Origin of the sequence: Actinomadura xylanilytica, from assembly GCF_030283145.1 — a bacterium.
Classification (GTDB): domain Bacteria; phylum Actinomycetota; class Actinomycetes; order Streptosporangiales; family Streptosporangiaceae; genus Spirillospora; species Spirillospora xylanilytica.
On the sequence record NZ_JASNWE010000004.1, the window covers coordinates 1,136,814 to 1,152,010 of the forward strand.

The 15,197-nt window shown below is 73.0% G+C and carries 14 protein-coding genes; 5 read left to right on the top strand and 9 right to left on the bottom strand.

Going from position 1 to position 15,197, the window contains the following annotated elements; genetic code table 11:
- Positions 1-12 precede the first annotated feature (12 nt).
- From tsaD to QP090_RS29075, 8 genes are all read right to left on the bottom strand, one after another.
- Positions 13-1,050, bottom strand: a complete 1,038-nt coding sequence (gene tsaD / locus QP090_RS29040) for a tRNA (adenosine(37)-N6)-threonylcarbamoyltransferase complex transferase subunit TsaD (RefSeq protein ID WP_285942641.1) — start codon at positions 1,048-1,050, stop codon at positions 13-15.
- Positions 1,047-1,607, bottom strand: coding sequence for a ribosomal protein S18-alanine N-acetyltransferase (gene rimI / locus QP090_RS29045; protein ID WP_285942642.1), 561 nt, complete (start codon positions 1,605-1,607; stop codon positions 1,047-1,049). The genes tsaD and rimI overlap by 4 nt, the downstream gene beginning before the upstream one ends.
- Positions 1,604-2,395, bottom strand: a complete 792-nt coding sequence (gene tsaB / locus QP090_RS29050) for a tRNA (adenosine(37)-N6)-threonylcarbamoyltransferase complex dimerization subunit type 1 TsaB (protein ID WP_285942643.1) — start codon at positions 2,393-2,395, stop codon at positions 1,604-1,606. The genes rimI and tsaB overlap by 4 nt, the downstream gene beginning before the upstream one ends.
- A gap of 64 nt (positions 2,396-2,459) precedes the next feature.
- On the bottom strand, positions 2,460-3,146 hold the full coding sequence (locus QP090_RS29055) for a hypothetical protein (RefSeq protein ID WP_285942644.1): 687 nt from the start codon (positions 3,144-3,146) through the stop codon (positions 2,460-2,462).
- Between the two features lie 268 nt (positions 3,147-3,414).
- Positions 3,415-3,900: a tRNA (adenosine(37)-N6)-threonylcarbamoyltransferase complex ATPase subunit type 1 TsaE gene (gene tsaE, locus QP090_RS29060; RefSeq protein ID WP_285942645.1), complete on the bottom strand. Its 486-nt coding sequence runs from the start codon at positions 3,898-3,900 to the stop codon at positions 3,415-3,417.
- Positions 3,897-4,988, bottom strand: a complete 1,092-nt coding sequence (locus QP090_RS29065) for an alpha/beta fold hydrolase (protein WP_285942646.1) — start codon at positions 4,986-4,988, stop codon at positions 3,897-3,899. Before QP090_RS29065 ends, tsaE begins: the two co-directional genes overlap by 4 nt.
- Positions 4,981-6,126, bottom strand: a complete 1,146-nt coding sequence (alr, locus tag QP090_RS29070) for an alanine racemase (protein WP_285942647.1) — start codon at positions 6,124-6,126, stop codon at positions 4,981-4,983. The genes QP090_RS29065 and alr overlap by 8 nt, the downstream gene beginning before the upstream one ends.
- 163 nt (positions 6,127-6,289) lie before the next feature.
- Positions 6,290-7,828, bottom strand: coding sequence for an NAD(P)H-hydrate dehydratase (locus tag QP090_RS29075; protein ID WP_285942648.1), 1,539 nt, complete (start codon positions 7,826-7,828; stop codon positions 6,290-6,292).
- Between the two features lie 285 nt (positions 7,829-8,113).
- Here QP090_RS29075 and QP090_RS29080 point away from each other — a divergent pair, with 285 nt between their 5' ends.
- The 3 genes from QP090_RS29080 (at position 8,114) to QP090_RS29090 (ending at position 9,831) form a co-directional block, all read left to right on the top strand.
- Positions 8,114-8,974, top strand: coding sequence for a helix-turn-helix domain-containing protein (locus QP090_RS29080; RefSeq protein ID WP_285942649.1), 861 nt, complete (start codon positions 8,114-8,116; stop codon positions 8,972-8,974).
- A gap of 45 nt (positions 8,975-9,019) precedes the next feature.
- Positions 9,020-9,241 carry a DUF397 domain-containing protein gene (locus QP090_RS29085; RefSeq protein WP_285942650.1) on the top strand — a complete coding sequence of 74 codons (222 nt, stop codon included), beginning with the start codon at positions 9,020-9,022 and terminating at the stop codon, positions 9,239-9,241.
- Between the two features lie 371 nt (positions 9,242-9,612).
- Positions 9,613-9,831 (top strand): DUF397 domain-containing protein, encoded by a 219-nt coding sequence (locus QP090_RS29090; protein WP_285942651.1) that lies wholly within the window; start codon positions 9,613-9,615, stop codon positions 9,829-9,831.
- A gap of 107 nt (positions 9,832-9,938) precedes the next feature.
- Here the strand turns inward: QP090_RS29090 and glmS are convergent, their stop codons facing one another.
- Complete coding sequence (gene glmS, locus QP090_RS29095) at positions 9,939-11,783, bottom strand: glutamine--fructose-6-phosphate transaminase (isomerizing) (protein ID WP_285942652.1); 1,845 nt, start codon at positions 11,781-11,783, stop codon at positions 9,939-9,941.
- A gap of 143 nt (positions 11,784-11,926) precedes the next feature.
- Between glmS and coaA the strand changes: the two genes are divergently transcribed.
- Positions 11,927-12,868, top strand: a complete 942-nt coding sequence (coaA, locus tag QP090_RS29100) for a type I pantothenate kinase (protein WP_285942653.1) — start codon at positions 11,927-11,929, stop codon at positions 12,866-12,868.
- An 84-nt stretch (positions 12,869-12,952) separates the two neighbouring features.
- Positions 12,953-15,193, top strand: coding sequence for a DUF4132 domain-containing protein (locus tag QP090_RS29105; RefSeq protein WP_285942654.1), 2,241 nt, complete (start codon positions 12,953-12,955; stop codon positions 15,191-15,193).
- The last annotated feature ends 4 nt before the right edge of the window (positions 15,194-15,197 follow it).

Below are 15,197 nucleotides of genomic sequence, written 5' to 3' on the forward strand. Positions count from 1 at the left end.
CGCCCGGCCCGCCTACAGCCTGATCGACTCGACCGGGAGGCTGGAATCGGCCGGGAGGTCCAGCTCGGACGGGGCCAGCCCCGAGGCGACCAGCTCGGATCCGAGGGCGGCCACCATCGCGCCGTTGTCGGTGCACAGCTTGGGGCGCGGCACCCGCAGCCGGACCCCGGCCGCCTCGCACCGCTCCCGGGCCAGCGCGCGCAGCCGCGAGTTGGCCGCCACCCCGCCGCCGATCAGCAGGTGGTCGACGCCGTTGTCGCGGCAGACCTTGAGCGCCTTGGCGGTCAGCACGTCCACCACGGCCTCCTGGAACGAGGCGGCCACGTCGGCGACCGGCACCGGCTCGCCGTTGCGCTCCCGGGCCTCCACCCAGCGGGCCACCGCGGTCTTCAGGCCGGAGAACGAGAAGTCGTAGGTGCCGTCGTTGTGCTTGCCGCGCGGGAACGCGATCGCGGCCGGGTCGCCCGCGAGCGCCTCCCGGTCGATCACCGGGCCGCCCGGGAAGCCGAGGTCCAGCACCCGCGCGACCTTGTCGAACGCCTCGCCCGCCGCGTCGTCCACGGTCGCGCCGAGCGCCCGGACGTCGGTGGCCACGTCGGGCACCAGGAGCAGGGACGAGTGCCCGCCCGACACCAGCATCGCCACGCACGGCTTGGGCAGCGGGCCGTGTTCGAGCTGGTCGACGCAGACGTGCGCGGCCAGGTGGTTGACCCCGTACAGCGGCTTGCCGAGCGACAGCGCGTACGCCTTGGCCGCGGCGACCCCGACCATCAGCGCGCCGGGCAGCCCGGGACCGGCCGTCACCGCGAACGCGTCGATGTCGGCGAAGCCCACCCCGGCCTCGGCCAGGGCCCGCTCGACGGTCGGGGTCATCGCCTCCAGGTGCGCCCGCGAGGCCACCTCGGGCACCACGCCGCCGAACCGGGCATGCTGCTCCACACTGGAGGCGATCGAGTCGGCCAGCAGCGTGTGCCCGCGCACCACGCCGACGCCGGTCTCGTCGCACGAGGTCTCGATCCCCAGCACGAGCGGCTCGGAGTCGCGGATCACTGTTCCTCCCGGGTGAAGCCCATGGCCGCGCGGCGCCGGAGCGTCAGGCACATCACGATCGCGTCGACGCCGGACGGCTGGTAGTAGCGCTTGCGGAGGCCGACCCGCTCGAACCCGAACCGCTCGTACATCAGGCGGGCGCCGTCGTTGTCGGCACGGACCTCCAGGAACACCGCCTCGGTGCCGCGGCGGGTCGCCTCGCCCAGCAGCTCGGTGAGCAGCGCGGCGCCGATGCCCGCGCCGCGCCGGTCGGCGCGCACCCCGATGGTCTGCACGTCGGCCTGCCCGCCGGCGGCGGAGAGGCCCGCGTACCCGATGATCTCACCGGACGCCGCGGTCGCGGCGGACGCCCCGGCCTCGCCGGGAGGGGCGGCGGGGAGTTCCTCGGCCACGACGTAGTGCCGGGTGCGCGGCTGGTCGGCCAGCTCGCCGCGGAGCATCTCCTCCGTCCAGGCGTCCTCGGGGAACATCACCCGCTCCAGCCGGAGCACGGCGGGCAGGTCGGCGGCCGTCATCGTCCGCAGCCGCACCGCGCCCGTATCGTCGGCCCCGGTCATCGCGGGCTCACCTTCTTGCGCGGACCGGGCTCCTTGGCGTCGGGTCTGCGCAGGTAGAGCGGCTCGGGCGGGAGCAGATCGGGGCCCGGCTCACCGGACAGCCGCGCGACCACCAACTCGGCCAGGGCGCTCCCCGTTGGACGGACCGGAGCGAAGCGAGGACCGCCCGACGGGGCGACGGGGGTCTGGGGGTCGCCCCCCAGATGAGAACCGGCCGGACGGACCGGAGCGAAGCGAGGACCGCCCGACGGACCGCCCGGCGGATCGTCCGGGGTGCCGAGGACGTCGGGGTAGAGGGCCGCGCCTTCGCCGATCACCGGGAGGCCGGGCGGCAGGCCGGCGCGGACGTCGGCGGGCGGGCCGACGGCCGGGCCGGTGGCGGGCTCGCGGGCCGAGGCGTACCGGGCCCAGTAGACCTCCTTGCGGCGGGCGTCGATCGCGACCGCGAACGGCTCGTCGCGGCCGGACGCCCAGGCGATCGCGTCGAGCGTGCACACGCCGTGCACAGGGACGCCCAGCGCGTCGCCCATCGCCCGCGCGGTGACCAGGCCGACCCGCAGCCCGGTGTAGGGGCCGGGGCCCACCCCGACGGCGATCGCGCTCAGGTCGCCGGGTGCGGCGCCCGCCTCGGCGAGGACGGCGGCGACGGACGGGACGAGCAGCTCAGTGTGCGCGCGCCGGTCGACCGCCTCAGTCGCGGCGCGGCGGCGGGCGCCCTCACCGGGAGTCCACTCGTACAGCGCCACGGTGACCGCGGCGGTCGCGGTGTCGAAAGCCAAGACCAGCACGAATTGAAAGCGTAGTACAGGCCGGGCGTGCTCCCACCTGTCCCGGTGGCCCCCGGCGTGCGGGTCAGCCCTTCTCCAGGGCCCCGGCCACGTCGCGGACGGCCTCGACCGCCCCGTCCATCGCGTCGGACGCGCCGAGCGGGGAGCTGCCGTTGGACCCGGCGTAGTGGACGGTCACCAGTACGTTGACGACGCGGGCGTTCGCGACGGCCTCGCCCGCGCCCTGCCCCTTGTCGACGCTGTAGACGACGTAGCCCTCGTCACCGAGGTCGGTGAGCCGGGTCTTGTCGGTCAGCTCCTGCCCGGCGAGCAGCGCCTTCCCGGACTCGTCGGCCTTGCGCTCGGCCTCGAACGAGCGGCGCGCGGCGTCGGTCGGGCTCTGCTCGGGCGTGCCCTCGATGGCGCGGAGCTCGACGTTGAGCTGCCGCTTCCGGTCGCCGGTGTAGGCGCCCCACACGCACTGGCTCTGCCGGTCGTTGCCCTGGTAGTTGTCGCCCTGGTTGCGGTCGGCGCCGGGGGCCAGCTCGCCGGCGACCTTGTCGGCCACCTCGCAGGCGTCCGGCACCAGCGAGCGCTCGGACGACATGGGCGAGCTCTCCGCGGCGCCGCCCATGATCTGCCCGGAGCCGCGCTCGCCGCTCGCGCCCACGCCGCTCAGGATCGCGAACGCGGCCAGCGCGCAGGCCCCGGCCCCGGCCGCCACGCCGCCGAGGATGATCGCCCAGCGGCGGCCCGTCCTGCGCTCGCGCACGACGCGGTGACTGCCGCTGGCCGTCCGGTATCCGCCGGTCGTGGTGGAGGAGGCGCGGTGACCGTCGCCTGCCGCGTCCTGGCCGCCGCGCGAACTGCGGTGGCTGTCAGTGCGGCGATTTCCGCTGCGATGGCTACCACTCACCGGATCCCACTCCTGCTTGAGGAAATCTAATATGTCGCGAAGGTGAGGTTCGTTCGGGCAAAGAGTACGACATGTTGCCGTAATGTGGTCCAATCGGGCCGGGAGAAATCCGCGGTCTTCCCGATCAGTGGAGCTCTCGCGCCAGGCCGGCCCAGCGCTCGCCCACTCCGGTGATCTTTACCGCGCGCTCCTCGGTGCTCTCGTCGCCGCGCGAAATGATCATTTCCAACCGGGCGTCGGCCAGCCCCTCGGCCAGCCCCTCTCCCCATTCCACGACCGTTACCGACGCGTCCGCGGAAGCGTCCAGATCAAGATCGTCGAGTTCGGCGAATCCGCCCAGCCGATAGGCGTCCACGTGCACCAAAGGGGGCCCGCCGCACAGCGAGGGATGGACCCGCGCGATGACGAAGGTCGGCGAGGTGATCGGCCCGCGCACCTTCAGCCCCTCGCCGATGCCCTGGGTGAGGGTGGTCTTGCCGGCGCCGAGATCGCCGGTGAGCACCAGCAGGTCGCCCGGCCGGAGCAGGCCGGCCAGGCGGACGCCGAGATCGCGCATATCGGCGGCGTCCGGCACGGTGCGGGTGACGGTGACGGTGCCCGGTTCGCTCACGCCGTACGCTCCTCCAGCTCGGGACGGACTCGGTCGATCAGCCGCCGCACGCCGCCGGTGACCACCCCCGGATACTCCAGCGGCAGCACGTGCCCGGCCTCGGCGACCTCGACCAGCTCGGCGTCCGGCAGCTCCGCGGCGATGCGGCGGCCGTGCGCGGCGGGGGTCAGCCGGTCGGCGCCGCCGGCCAGCACCAGCACCGGCACCCGGCCGAGGGACTCCAGCGCGCCCAGCTTGTCGTGGCCGAGCAGCGTCGGGTAGAACTCCGCGATCACATCGATCGGGGTGGCCCTGATCATCTGCTCCAGGAAGTCGACCACGGTGGGGCTGACGTACTTGTCGGCGAAGGCCATCTTCCTGGTGACGATGAACGCCAGGTCGGCGCCGAGCCCACGGGCCCGGTCGACCAGGTCGGCGCGGCGGCCGAGGCCGCGCAGCGTGCCGGACGCCAGCGGCCGGACGAGCTTGGCCAGCGCCATCGGCAGGCCCAGCGTCATCTCCCCCAGGTCGCCGCAGGAGCTGTTGACCAGCGCCGCCGCCCGCACCTGCGCGCCGAACAGCTCGGGGTGCCGGTCGGCCAGCGCCAGCACCGACATGCCGCCCATGGAATGGCCGACGAGCACCACCGGGTCGTCCGGGCGGGTCGTGGCGCGCAGCACCGCGTACAGGTCCTCGCCGGTCTGGTCGATGGTGGCGTGCTCGGGCTCGCCGCGCCCGGACCTGCCGTGGCTGCGCTGGTCCCAGAACACCATCCGCAGCCGGTCGCCGGCGGCGCCGCGTCCTTGCAGGTCGCGGCGCTGGTAGTGCCAGGAGTCCTGGTTGAGGCAGTAGCCGTGGGAGAAGACCACCGTCAGCGCCGCGTCGTCCGGGCCGTCCACCTCGACGTGCAGGGGCAGGCCGTCGCTCGCGAGCACGGTGCTCTCCCGCCCGCGCAGCGCCCCGAACGGCTCGTCGGCGTCGGGGTCGGGCCGCAGCCGGACCCGGCCCACCGCCAGCCGGCGCAGCCCGACGGCCGCGCCCACCCCCGCCGCGCCGACACCCGCGACGGCGCCGGCGATGCCCATCCTGCGCTTGTTCCTGCTATCCATCCGCGTCCCCCACAGCGCCCTCTCCCGGGTACGCGCGCGGCACCCGGGAACCGATCCGGGTGACGATCTCATACGAGATCGTGCCCAGCGCCTCCGCCCACTCCTGCGCGGTCGGCTCGCCCCGGTCCCCCGGCCCGAACAGGATGATCTCGTCGCCGGCGGACAGCTCGTCGTCGCCGATGTCGATCACGAACTGGTCCATGCAGACGCGTCCGGCGATCCGCCGCCGGCGGCCCGCCGCGAGCACTTCCAGCAGGTTGGAGCCGTGCCGGGGGATCCCGTCGCCGTATCCGGCGGGGACCAGCGCCAGCGTCGTCTCCCGTTCGGTGCGGTAGGTGTGCCCGTACGAGACGCCGCTGCCCGCCGGAACCCGCTTGACCAGCGCCGCGTCGCAGACGAGCGTCATCGCCGGCCGCAGCCCGAACGTGCCCGCCTGCGGGATCGGCGTCAGGCCGTACGTGGCGATGCCCGGCCTGACCAGGTCGAACCGGGCGTCCGGCAGCGTCAGCGCGGCGGCGGAGTTGGCCAGGTGCCGGACCTCGGGCCGCACCCCCGCCTTCTCGGCGTACTCGATCATCTCGGTGAACAGGCCGAGCTGGAGCGCGATGGACGGGTGGCCGGGCTCGTCCGCGCAGGCGAAGTGGGACATCAGCCCCACCACCCGCAGGTGCCCCGCCGCCTCGGCCTCCAGCGCCGCCTCGACCAGCTCGGGCCAGCCGTCCGGCCCTGCGCCGCCCCGGCTCATCCCGGTGTCGGCCTTGAGGTGCACGCGGGCCGGGCGGCCCGCCCGGACGGCCGCGCGGGCGATCTCCTCGACCAGCCAGACCGCGCCCGCCACGAGATCGACGTCGGCGGCGACGGCCCGCTCGTACGGCTCGCCCGGCACGCCCAGGCAGATCAGGATCGGGACGCCGGTGACGCCCGCGGCGCGCAGCCGCAGCGCCTCGTCGGTCTTGGCGACGCCCAGCCAGGTGGCGCCGCCGGCCAGCGCGGCGCGGGACGCCTCGACCAGCCCGTGGCCGTACGCCTCGGCCTTCACCATGGCCATGACCTCGGCGCCCCCCGCGCTCGCGCGCAGCAGGGCGACGTTGTGGCTGATCGCGTCGGGATCGACGCGTGCCTGTGCTGGAACCCTCATGGTCACCCAGTGTGCCGTCCCGGCGGCGGTGTTCGGGGCATCCGGCCCCTGCTCACGACCACCTTCACCCCTTTTGGACGCCTTCGTCGGATACCCGGTTCAGGACACGGCCGCGACGCCGGGACGCCGCCCAGGCCGCCGGACGGGCCGCCGGACGGCCGCCTCACAGCGTGCGGAACGCCTCCGGGAGTGCGGTGACGACGTCGGACGCGCCGATCGGCGACTCGCCGCGGTCCTGGCCGCTCTCCTGCCCGTCCCCCCACCCGGACGCGGGTCCGGCGGAGGCGGGACGGCCCGCCGCGGCGAGCCGGGCGGCCAGGCCGTGCAGGTAGGCGCCCGCCGCGGCGGCGTCGATGGCGGCCATCCCGCCGGCCAGCAGCGCCCCGATCAGCCCGGACAGTACGTCGCCGGTGCCCGCCGTGGCCAGCCGCGGCGTGCCGGTCGGGTTGACCCGGACGGGCCGGTCCTCCTCGGCGATCAGCGTCGTCGACCCCTTGAGCAGGACGGTCGCGGGCAGCTCGGCCGCGGCCCGGCGGACGTGCTCCAGCCGGCGCGCCTCGATCTCGTCCCGTCCGGCGCCGGTGAGCCGGGCCAGCTCGCCCGCGTGCGGGGTCAGGACGGTCGGCGCCGTGCGGGGCAGCAGATCGCGGCGGCGGGCCAGCACCGTCAGCCCGTCGGCGTCGACCAGCACCGGCACGTCGGTGCCGAGGGCCGCCTCCAGCAGCCGCTCGGCCGCGTCCCCGGTGCCGAGGCCGGGGCCGACCACCCACGCCTGCACCCGTCCGATCCCGTCCAGCGGCGCGGGCGCGTCCGGGTCGAGCACGGTCGTGACCACCTCGGGCCACCGCTGCCGCACCAGCTCGACGGGATGCGGGACGGACGCGAACCGCACCATCCCCGCGCCGCCGCGCACCGCCCCGCCCACGCTCAGCACGGCCGCGCCGGTGAAGGCGTCGCCGCCCGCCAGGACGCCCACCACCCCGCGCCGGTACTTGTCGGACTCGGGGCCGGCCTCGGGCGGCAGGACGTCGGCCGGGCGCGCCGCGACCACGTCGGGATCGGGCAGATCGGCGCCGAGCCCGATGTCGACCAGCTCGACGACGCCGCAGCGCGCCGCACCGGGGTCGACCAGCAGGCCGGGCTTGTAGGTGCCGAAGGTGACCGTCACGTCGGCCCGCACCGCCGCACCGTCGACCCGGCCGGACCCCGCGTCCACCCCGCTCGGCACGTCGCAGGCCACCACGAGCCCGGGGGCCTCGGCGGCGAGCCCGGCCAGCGTGGCGTGCGGCTCGCGCAGGCCGCCGGTGCCGCCGATCCCGGTCAGCCCGTCGATGATCAGATCGGCCGCGGCGATCGCGTCGGCCGCGCCCGCGGGCACCGCCGCCGCCGGGCCCACCAGCAGCCGCCCGCCCTCCGCGCGCAGGGCGGCCAGCCCGTCCCGGTGGATCTTCGAGCCCGCCTGGACGGCCGACACCCGCGCGCCCCGGCCGGCCAGCCTGGCCCCCGCGTACAGCGCGTCGCCGCCGTTGTCGCCGCCGCCGACCAGCAGCACGATCCGCGAGCCGTACACCGAGGGGAGCAGCCGCGCGCAGATCGAGGCGAGCCCCGCGGCGGCCCGCTGCATGAGCGCGCCGTCCGGCAGCCTCGCCATCAGGGCCCGCTCGGCCGCCCGTACCTTGCCGACCTCGTGCGCGTACCTCATCCGCAGCTCCCTGAGCGCCGTCCGCGTCCCGGGCCCCGGATCCGGCCCCCGGCTCCGCCCCCGATCACCCCACCAGGGTGTCACGGCGGCCCGGCCCGGCCCGGACCCCGGCCCCGTTTCCGCGGGGATATGCGCAGGTTGCCGAGTAAGTTTCATCGTGATGTACAGACTTACCGGCACTCCGTAGAATCATCGATACCGGGTCCGCATGTCCCTCCGCGCGGCCGGCCCCCGGTACGGCAGACTGCGCACAGAGCACTCCGCTGGACTGGAGAGGCCGCAGCTATGAGCGCATCCCGAGGTCCCTCAGTCCGCCAGCGCCGCCTGGCCGCCGAACTCCGGAGGTTGCGCGAACAGAAGGGATTCACCGGAGACGACGTCGCCGAACGGCTGACCTGGTCGACTGCCAAGGTCAGCCGGATCGAGAACGCGCGCACCAGCGCCAAGATCAACGACGTCGACCGTCTCCTCGACCTGTACGACATAGAACCGGGCCGCCGCGACGACCTCATCACCCTGGCACACGATGCCGCGAAGAAGGGCTGGTGGGAGGACTACCGCGACCTGCCCGGCCCCTATGCCGACTTCATCGCCCTCGAAGCCGAGGCGACGGCGACCAGGGAATGGGGCAGCATCGTCTTCCCCGGCCTCCTCCAGACCGAGGACTACGCCCGGAACGTGATCGGCGGGTGGAGCGAGCTGGCCACGCTTCCGCCGCAGGAATTGGAACGCAGGCTTCAGGTGCGGCTGCGCCGCCAGGAACTGCTGTACCAGGCCCAGCCGCTGGAGTTCTCGGCGATTATCGATGAGGCCGTCCTGAATCGTCAGGTGGGCGACCCCAAGGTCATGCGCGAGCAGCTTGAGCACCTTTGTCGCCTGACCGAACTGCCCAATGTCTCAGTGCAGATACTCCCCTTGCGAAGCACACACTCGGTGCTGGCTGAATCGTTTATCCTGTTGGAGTTCTCGCAGGTACACGACATCACCTTTCCTGATATCGTGCATACCGAGAGTCTAACGATCAGTCACTTTGTGGATGAGGGTGTCACCTTCATGTACCGCCTCGCCTATACGACTCTCGCCGGCCAGGCGCTGACACCTGCTGAATCCAGGCGGCGAATCCTGGCGGCGAGGGATTATCGCTAGGCGAATGCGCCGCGGAGTGACACGTATTCATGTGAAAGGCATCGAGTGTCCTCTATTGTCACTTCTGTCCCGACCTGGCGGCGAAGCGCCTACTGCGGGGCCAGCAACACCTGCGTCGAGGTGGCCACACTGGCCGTGGCGGAGCCTTCCATCGGGGCACGTGACGCCAAGCACGGCACCCAGAGCCCGGTCCTGACGTTCTCGCGGACCGAATGGCGTTCCTTCGTGGAACGGACCAAGAAGGGCGTTTACGACCTGGAGGTATGAAGCAGGCGGCACACCATGCCGCACTCCGGCGCCATTGGAGCCCGCTGAGCGGAGCCCGGCGCACGAGCCGAGTCACGACCCGCGACACCTGTCGAGACTCGGCTCGCTGCTTTTCCCGGCTCCGCCCCGAAACCCTCCGCCAATCATGAGAATTTCACGATCTCTGAGAATTGCAGAAGATCTCTCCGGCGGCACGGGGAATCACCGTCCTCGGTGAGGCGCACCGACCGTTCTCCACTCACCTCTCGCCGGAGACCTCCCCTATACCCAGAACCCCGTAGACCGCAGCAATTCCGCCGATCCTTGTTACCGTGTGCGGAGAACCGAGCCCGTGTCCCCCACTCGAACGCACCTTCAAGCCGGGAGCCGGAATGGATTTCCACACCACACCCCCCACTCCATGGAGGACGAGCCGCCGGTGCGGCGCCAGCCAGGCGTGCGTCGAGGTCGCACGGCGCGGCGGCCGGTCCGTGGCCGTCCGGGACGGCGGCGGTCAGCCCGGCGACGAGGCCGAGACCCTCACCTTCAGCGTCCGCGAGTGGCGGCGCTTCAGCGAGCGCGCCAAGGACGGCGGCTTCGACCTGGCCTGACCGTGCCGGTCCCCTGAGCGGCTCCGTCCACCTGGGGACCGTCCCGGGGAAGGCGAACGCCCCCAGGAGGCCAGCGGCCTCCTGGGGGCGTGACGGGCGTTCCGGCGCTACTCGACCGTGACGGACTTGGCCAGGTTGCGCGGCTGGTCGACGTCGTGGCCCTTGGCGGTGGCCAGCTCGCAGGCGAACACCTGGAGCGGCACCGTGGTCACCAGCGGCTGGAGCAGCGTCGGCACCGCGGGCACGCTGATCAGCGTGTCGGCGTACGGCTCGACCGAGGTGTCGCCCTCCTCGGCGATCACGATGGTGCGGGCGCCGCGGGCGCGGATCTCCTGGATGTTGGAGACGATCTTGTCGTGCAGCACGTCGCGGACCCGCGGCGGCACCACCACCACGACCGGCAGCCCGTCCTCGATCAGCGCGATCGGCCCGTGCTTGAGCTCGCCGGCGGCGAAGCCCTCGGCGTGCATGTAGGCCAGCTCCTTGAGCTTCAGCGCGCCCTCCAGGGCCACCGGGAAGCCGACGTGCCGGCCGAGGAACAGCACGCAGTGCTCGCCGGCGAGCGACCGGGCCAGCTCGCGGACCGGCTCCATGGTCTCCAGGACCTTCTCCACCTTCTCCGGCATCTGCGCGAGGAGCTGCACCATGGCGAAGACCTCGTCGCCCCACTTGGTGCCCCGCACCTGCGCCAGGTAGAGGGCGATCAGGTAGACCGCGACGAGCTGGGTGAGGAACGCCTTGGTGGAGGCGACCGCGATCTCGGGCCCGGCGTGGGTGTAGAGCACGCCGTCGCACTCGCGCGGCAGCGTGGACCCGTTGACGTTGCAGATGCCGAGCAGCTTGGCGTGCTGCTCGCGGGCGTGCCGCAGCGCCATCAGCGCGTCCATCGTCTCGCCGGACTGGGAGATCACGATGACCAGGGTGCTGCGGCTCAGGATCGGGTCGCGATAGCGGAACTCGCTGGCCAGCTCGACCTCGCAGGGCAGCCCGGCCCAGTGCTCGATCGCGTACTTGGCGATCAGCCCGGCGTGGAAGGACGTCCCGCAGGCGACGATGATGATCTTGTCGACCTCGCGCAGCTCCTGGTCGGAGATGCGCATCTCGTCCAGGGTGAGCCGGCCGTCGGCGCCGATCCGGCCGAGCAGCGTGTCGGCGACCGCGCGCGGCTGCTCGGCGATCTCCTTGAGCATGAAGTAGTCGTAGCCGCCCTTCTCGGCGGCCGACACGTCCCAGTCGACGTGGTACTCCTTCACCTCGGCGGGTAGCCCGTCGAAGCCCGTGACGGTCACCCCGTCGGCGCGCAGCTCGACGATCTGGTCCTGGCCCAGCTCGATCGCGTCGCGGGTGTGCGCGATGAACGCGGCCACGTCGCTGGCCAGGAAGTTCTCGCCGTCGCCGACGCCGACCACCAGCGGCGAGTTGCGGCGCGCGCCGACCACCAGGCCGGGGTCGCCGGTGTGCACCGCGACCAGGGTGAAGGCGCCCTCCAGCCGGCCGCAGACCCGGCGCGTCGCCTCGGCGAGGTCGCCGGCCGTCTTCAGCTCGTCCTCGATCAGGTGCGCGACGGCCTCGGTGTCGGTGTCGGAGCGCAGCGTGTGGCCGCCCTCCTCCAGCTCGGCGCGCAGCGTGGCGAAGTTCTCGATGATGCCGTTGTGGATCACCGCGACGGTCCCGCCGCAGTCGGTGTGCGGGTGCGCGTTGCGGTCGTTCGGCGGCCCGTGCGTCGCCCACCGGGTGTGCCCGATGCCGAGCGTCCCGGCCGGCGGCGGCGACTCCGTCAGCGCCTTGCGCAAGTTGATCAGCTTGCCGGCGCGCTTGGCCGTGGCCAGCCGCCCGTCCGACAGCAGCGCCACCCCGGCCGAGTCGTAGCCGCGGTACTCCAGCCGCGCCAGGCCCTCGACCACGACGTCCAGCGCCGGCTTCGCGCCTACGTACCCCACGATTCCGCACATGGCGGCAAGCCTATTCGGAAGAGCGCCTGCTCCGTGCGAGCGCCCCCGTGGCCCCGGCGGCCGAGGCCACGGGAGGGTGGCTATAGCGTGGACGCCCGGTCAAGGACCCCGGTCCACCTCAGACAGGTGGCTACTGTTCAGCCATGACGAGCGGATGGGACAGCGTGCCGAGCCCTTATGTGGAACTCTCCCGCGACGCCTGGCGGGCGCTGCGCGAGAACACCCCGCTGCCCCTGACCCCGGAGGAGCTCGACGAGCTGCGCGGCCTGCGCGACCCGATCGACATCACCGAGGTCGAGGAGGTCTACCTCCCGCTGTCACGGCTGCTGAACCTGTTCTTCATGGCCGACGGGGGCCTGCGCGACACCGTCAGCGGGTTCCTCGGCGAGCCGGTGCAGCCCACCCCGTTCATCATCGGCGTGGCGGGCAGCGTGGCGGTCGGCAAGTCGACCACCGCGCGGCTGCTGCGCACGCTGCTGGCCCGCTGGCCCGAGCACCCGAGCGTGGAGCTGGTCACCACCGACAGCTTCCTGCACCCGAACGCGGTGCTGACCGATCGCGGGATCATGGACCGGAAGGGCTTCCCCGAGTCCTACGACCGGCGCGCGCTGGTCCGGTTCGTGTCGGAGATCAAGGCGGGCGCGGCCGGGCACTCGATCCCGGTCTACTCGCATCTGGAGTACGACATCGTGCCGGGCGCGGCGCAGACCGTCCGGCGCCCCGACATCCTGATCGTCGAGGGCCTGAACGTGCTCCAGGCGCCGCCCGCCGGACAGCTCGGGGTGGCCGACTTCTTCGACTTCTCGATCTACGTGGACGCGCGGGTCGAGGACATCCGGCAGTGGTACGTCGACCGGCTGCTCGCGCTGCGCCGCACCGCATTCACCGACCCCCGCTCCTACTTCCACAAGTACGCGCACGAGCTCGACGAGGACGAGACGGCCGCGTTCGCCCAGCGGGTGTGGCGCGACGTCAACGAGATCAACCTGGTCTCCAACATCCTACCGACGCGCGCCCGCGCCACGCTGGTGCTGCACAAGGGCCGCGACCACGGCGTCCAGCGGGTCCGGCTGCGCCGCATCTGACTGGAACGCCGGTCCGGGACGGGTATCCGCCGATCTTTAATGATCTTCGGCGGGTTGTCGGGGGGCTCCTCTACGGTCTCCGACATGGACACACCCGGTGCGAGCCCCGTGACGGTCAAGGACGCCCCTCTCGACGCGTTGCCGCAGGTCCTGGTCGACCCGCCCTGGGAGCAGGCGGCACGGCTGCCCAGCCCCGCGAAGCCGAAGGAGCCCGAGCCGGTCCTCGTCCCCGGCCTGGAGCCCCCGGCCGGGCTGACCATCGCCTGGAAGCCGGGCGAACGCGAGGAATGGGCGGCGATCACGTCCTACGGCCACTTCGACGGCGACTGGGCCACGATCATCGAGGAGTACCGGGAGCCCGGCGCGGGCTACCCGCCGACCAAGGCCGGCCTGCTGGTGCAGGGCCCCGAGGAGCTGGTCCGCCCGCTGGTGGCCGCCTGGCGGCCCGAATACACCAGCAGCTACTTCTGGCACTCGCTCAGGCCGATCGTGGCCCGGTTCGAGCTGGAGGCGCACGCCCCGCTGATCCACTGCGTCGACCTCGACCCCGCCGGCTGCATCAAGGCGCTCCTGCCGTTCCTGGACGCCGAGGTGGCGGTCCGGATGGCCGACTGGCACTTCCGGCTCAAGTCGACTCACGAGATCGCCCTCACCTGGTTGGAGCGGCACGGCCTGGCGGCGGTCCCGTTCCTGGTGCCGGACGCCCTGGGCAAGCGCCGTCCGGCCCGCAGGAAGGCCCTGGCCGCGCTGTGGGTCGTGGCCGGCCGCCACGGCCGTGACGCGGTCGCCGACGCCGCCCGTGTCCACGGCGACGAGGCCGCGGAGGCGGTGGCCGAGGCCCTGCGCCGCGAGCGGCCGGTCCTGGACGTGGCGAAGAAGCCGGCCGAGGGCCCGCCGAAGGCCCCGAAGGTCCCCTGGGCCGACCGTGCCCGGCTGCCCCGGCTGGTGCTGCGCGACGGCGGACGGGTGGTGCCGGTCAAGCAGGCCCGGAACGTCGTCTCGTTCATGGCGCTCTCCGGGACCGACCCGCATGAGGCACTGGAGGAGGTCCGCAAGCTCTGCACGCCGGCCTCGCTCGCCGCGTTCTCCCGGGGCGTCTTCGAGGCGTGGCGGCGGGCGGGCCAGCCGTCCCGCTTCGGCTGGGTGCTGACCCAGCTCGCCTGGTTCGGCGACGACGAGACCGTGCGGCTGCTCACCCCGATCATCCGCGCCTGGCCGGGAGAGGCCCGGCACGCCAAGGCCGAGCAGGGCCTGGACGTGCTCGCCGCGATCGGCACCGACGTGGCGCTGATCCACCTCAACGGGATCGCACGCAAGGTGCGGTACACCGGGCTCAGGTTCTACGCGCGGTCGATGATCCGCGAGGCGGCCGAGGCCCGCGGGCTCACTCCCGAGCAGCTCGCCGACCGGCTCGTCCCCGATTTCGAGCTGGACGCCGAGGGTGGGATGACCCTCGACTTCGGGCCTCGTTCGTTCCGCGTCGGGTTCGACGAGCAGCTCAAGCCCTACGTCGTCGACGACACCGGCAAACTCCGCAAGGCCCTCCCCAAACCCGGCGTCAAAGACGACCCCGAGCTCGCCCCCGCCGCCTACCAGCGGTTCAGCACCTTGAAGAAGGACGTCCGGGCGAACGCCGCCGACCAGATCGCCCGCCTCGAAGCCGCCATGGTCACCGGACGCCGCTGGACCCCCGACGACTTCCGCGCCTTCTTCCTCGACCACCCGCTCATGTGGCACATCGCCCGCCGCCTGATCTGGACCGCCGACGACCAACCCTTCCGCATCGCCGAAGACCGCACCTTCGCGGGCGTCGACGACGACGCCTTCACCTTGCCCGACACCGCCGAGATCGGCATCGCCCACCCCCTGCACCTGGGCGGCGCGGTCAAGGCGTGGTCGGACGTCCTCGCCGACTACGAGATCCTCCAGCCCTTCCTCCAGCTCGGGCGCCAGATCCACACCCTCACCGAGGGCGAACGCGCCGGGGACCGACTCGGACGGTTCGAAGGCGTCACCGTCCCCACCGGCAGAGTCCTCGGGCTCACCCGGCACGGCTGGGAGCGGGGCACGCCGCAGGACGGCGGGGTGGAGGGCTGGATCTCCGTGCCCGCCGGCGGCGAGCGGTGGGTGGTGATCGACCTCGATCCGGGCATCGCGGTGGGCGCCGTCGAGGTCTTCCCCGAGCAGACACTCCGGAGTGTCCTGATCAGCCCCAACGCGACCTCCTACCGATCGCCCCGCGAGGGCACCCCGACCTTCGGGGAGCTCGAACCGGTGGCCGCCTCCGAGCTCATCGCCCAGCTCACCGACCTCACCAGGAACTAGGAAA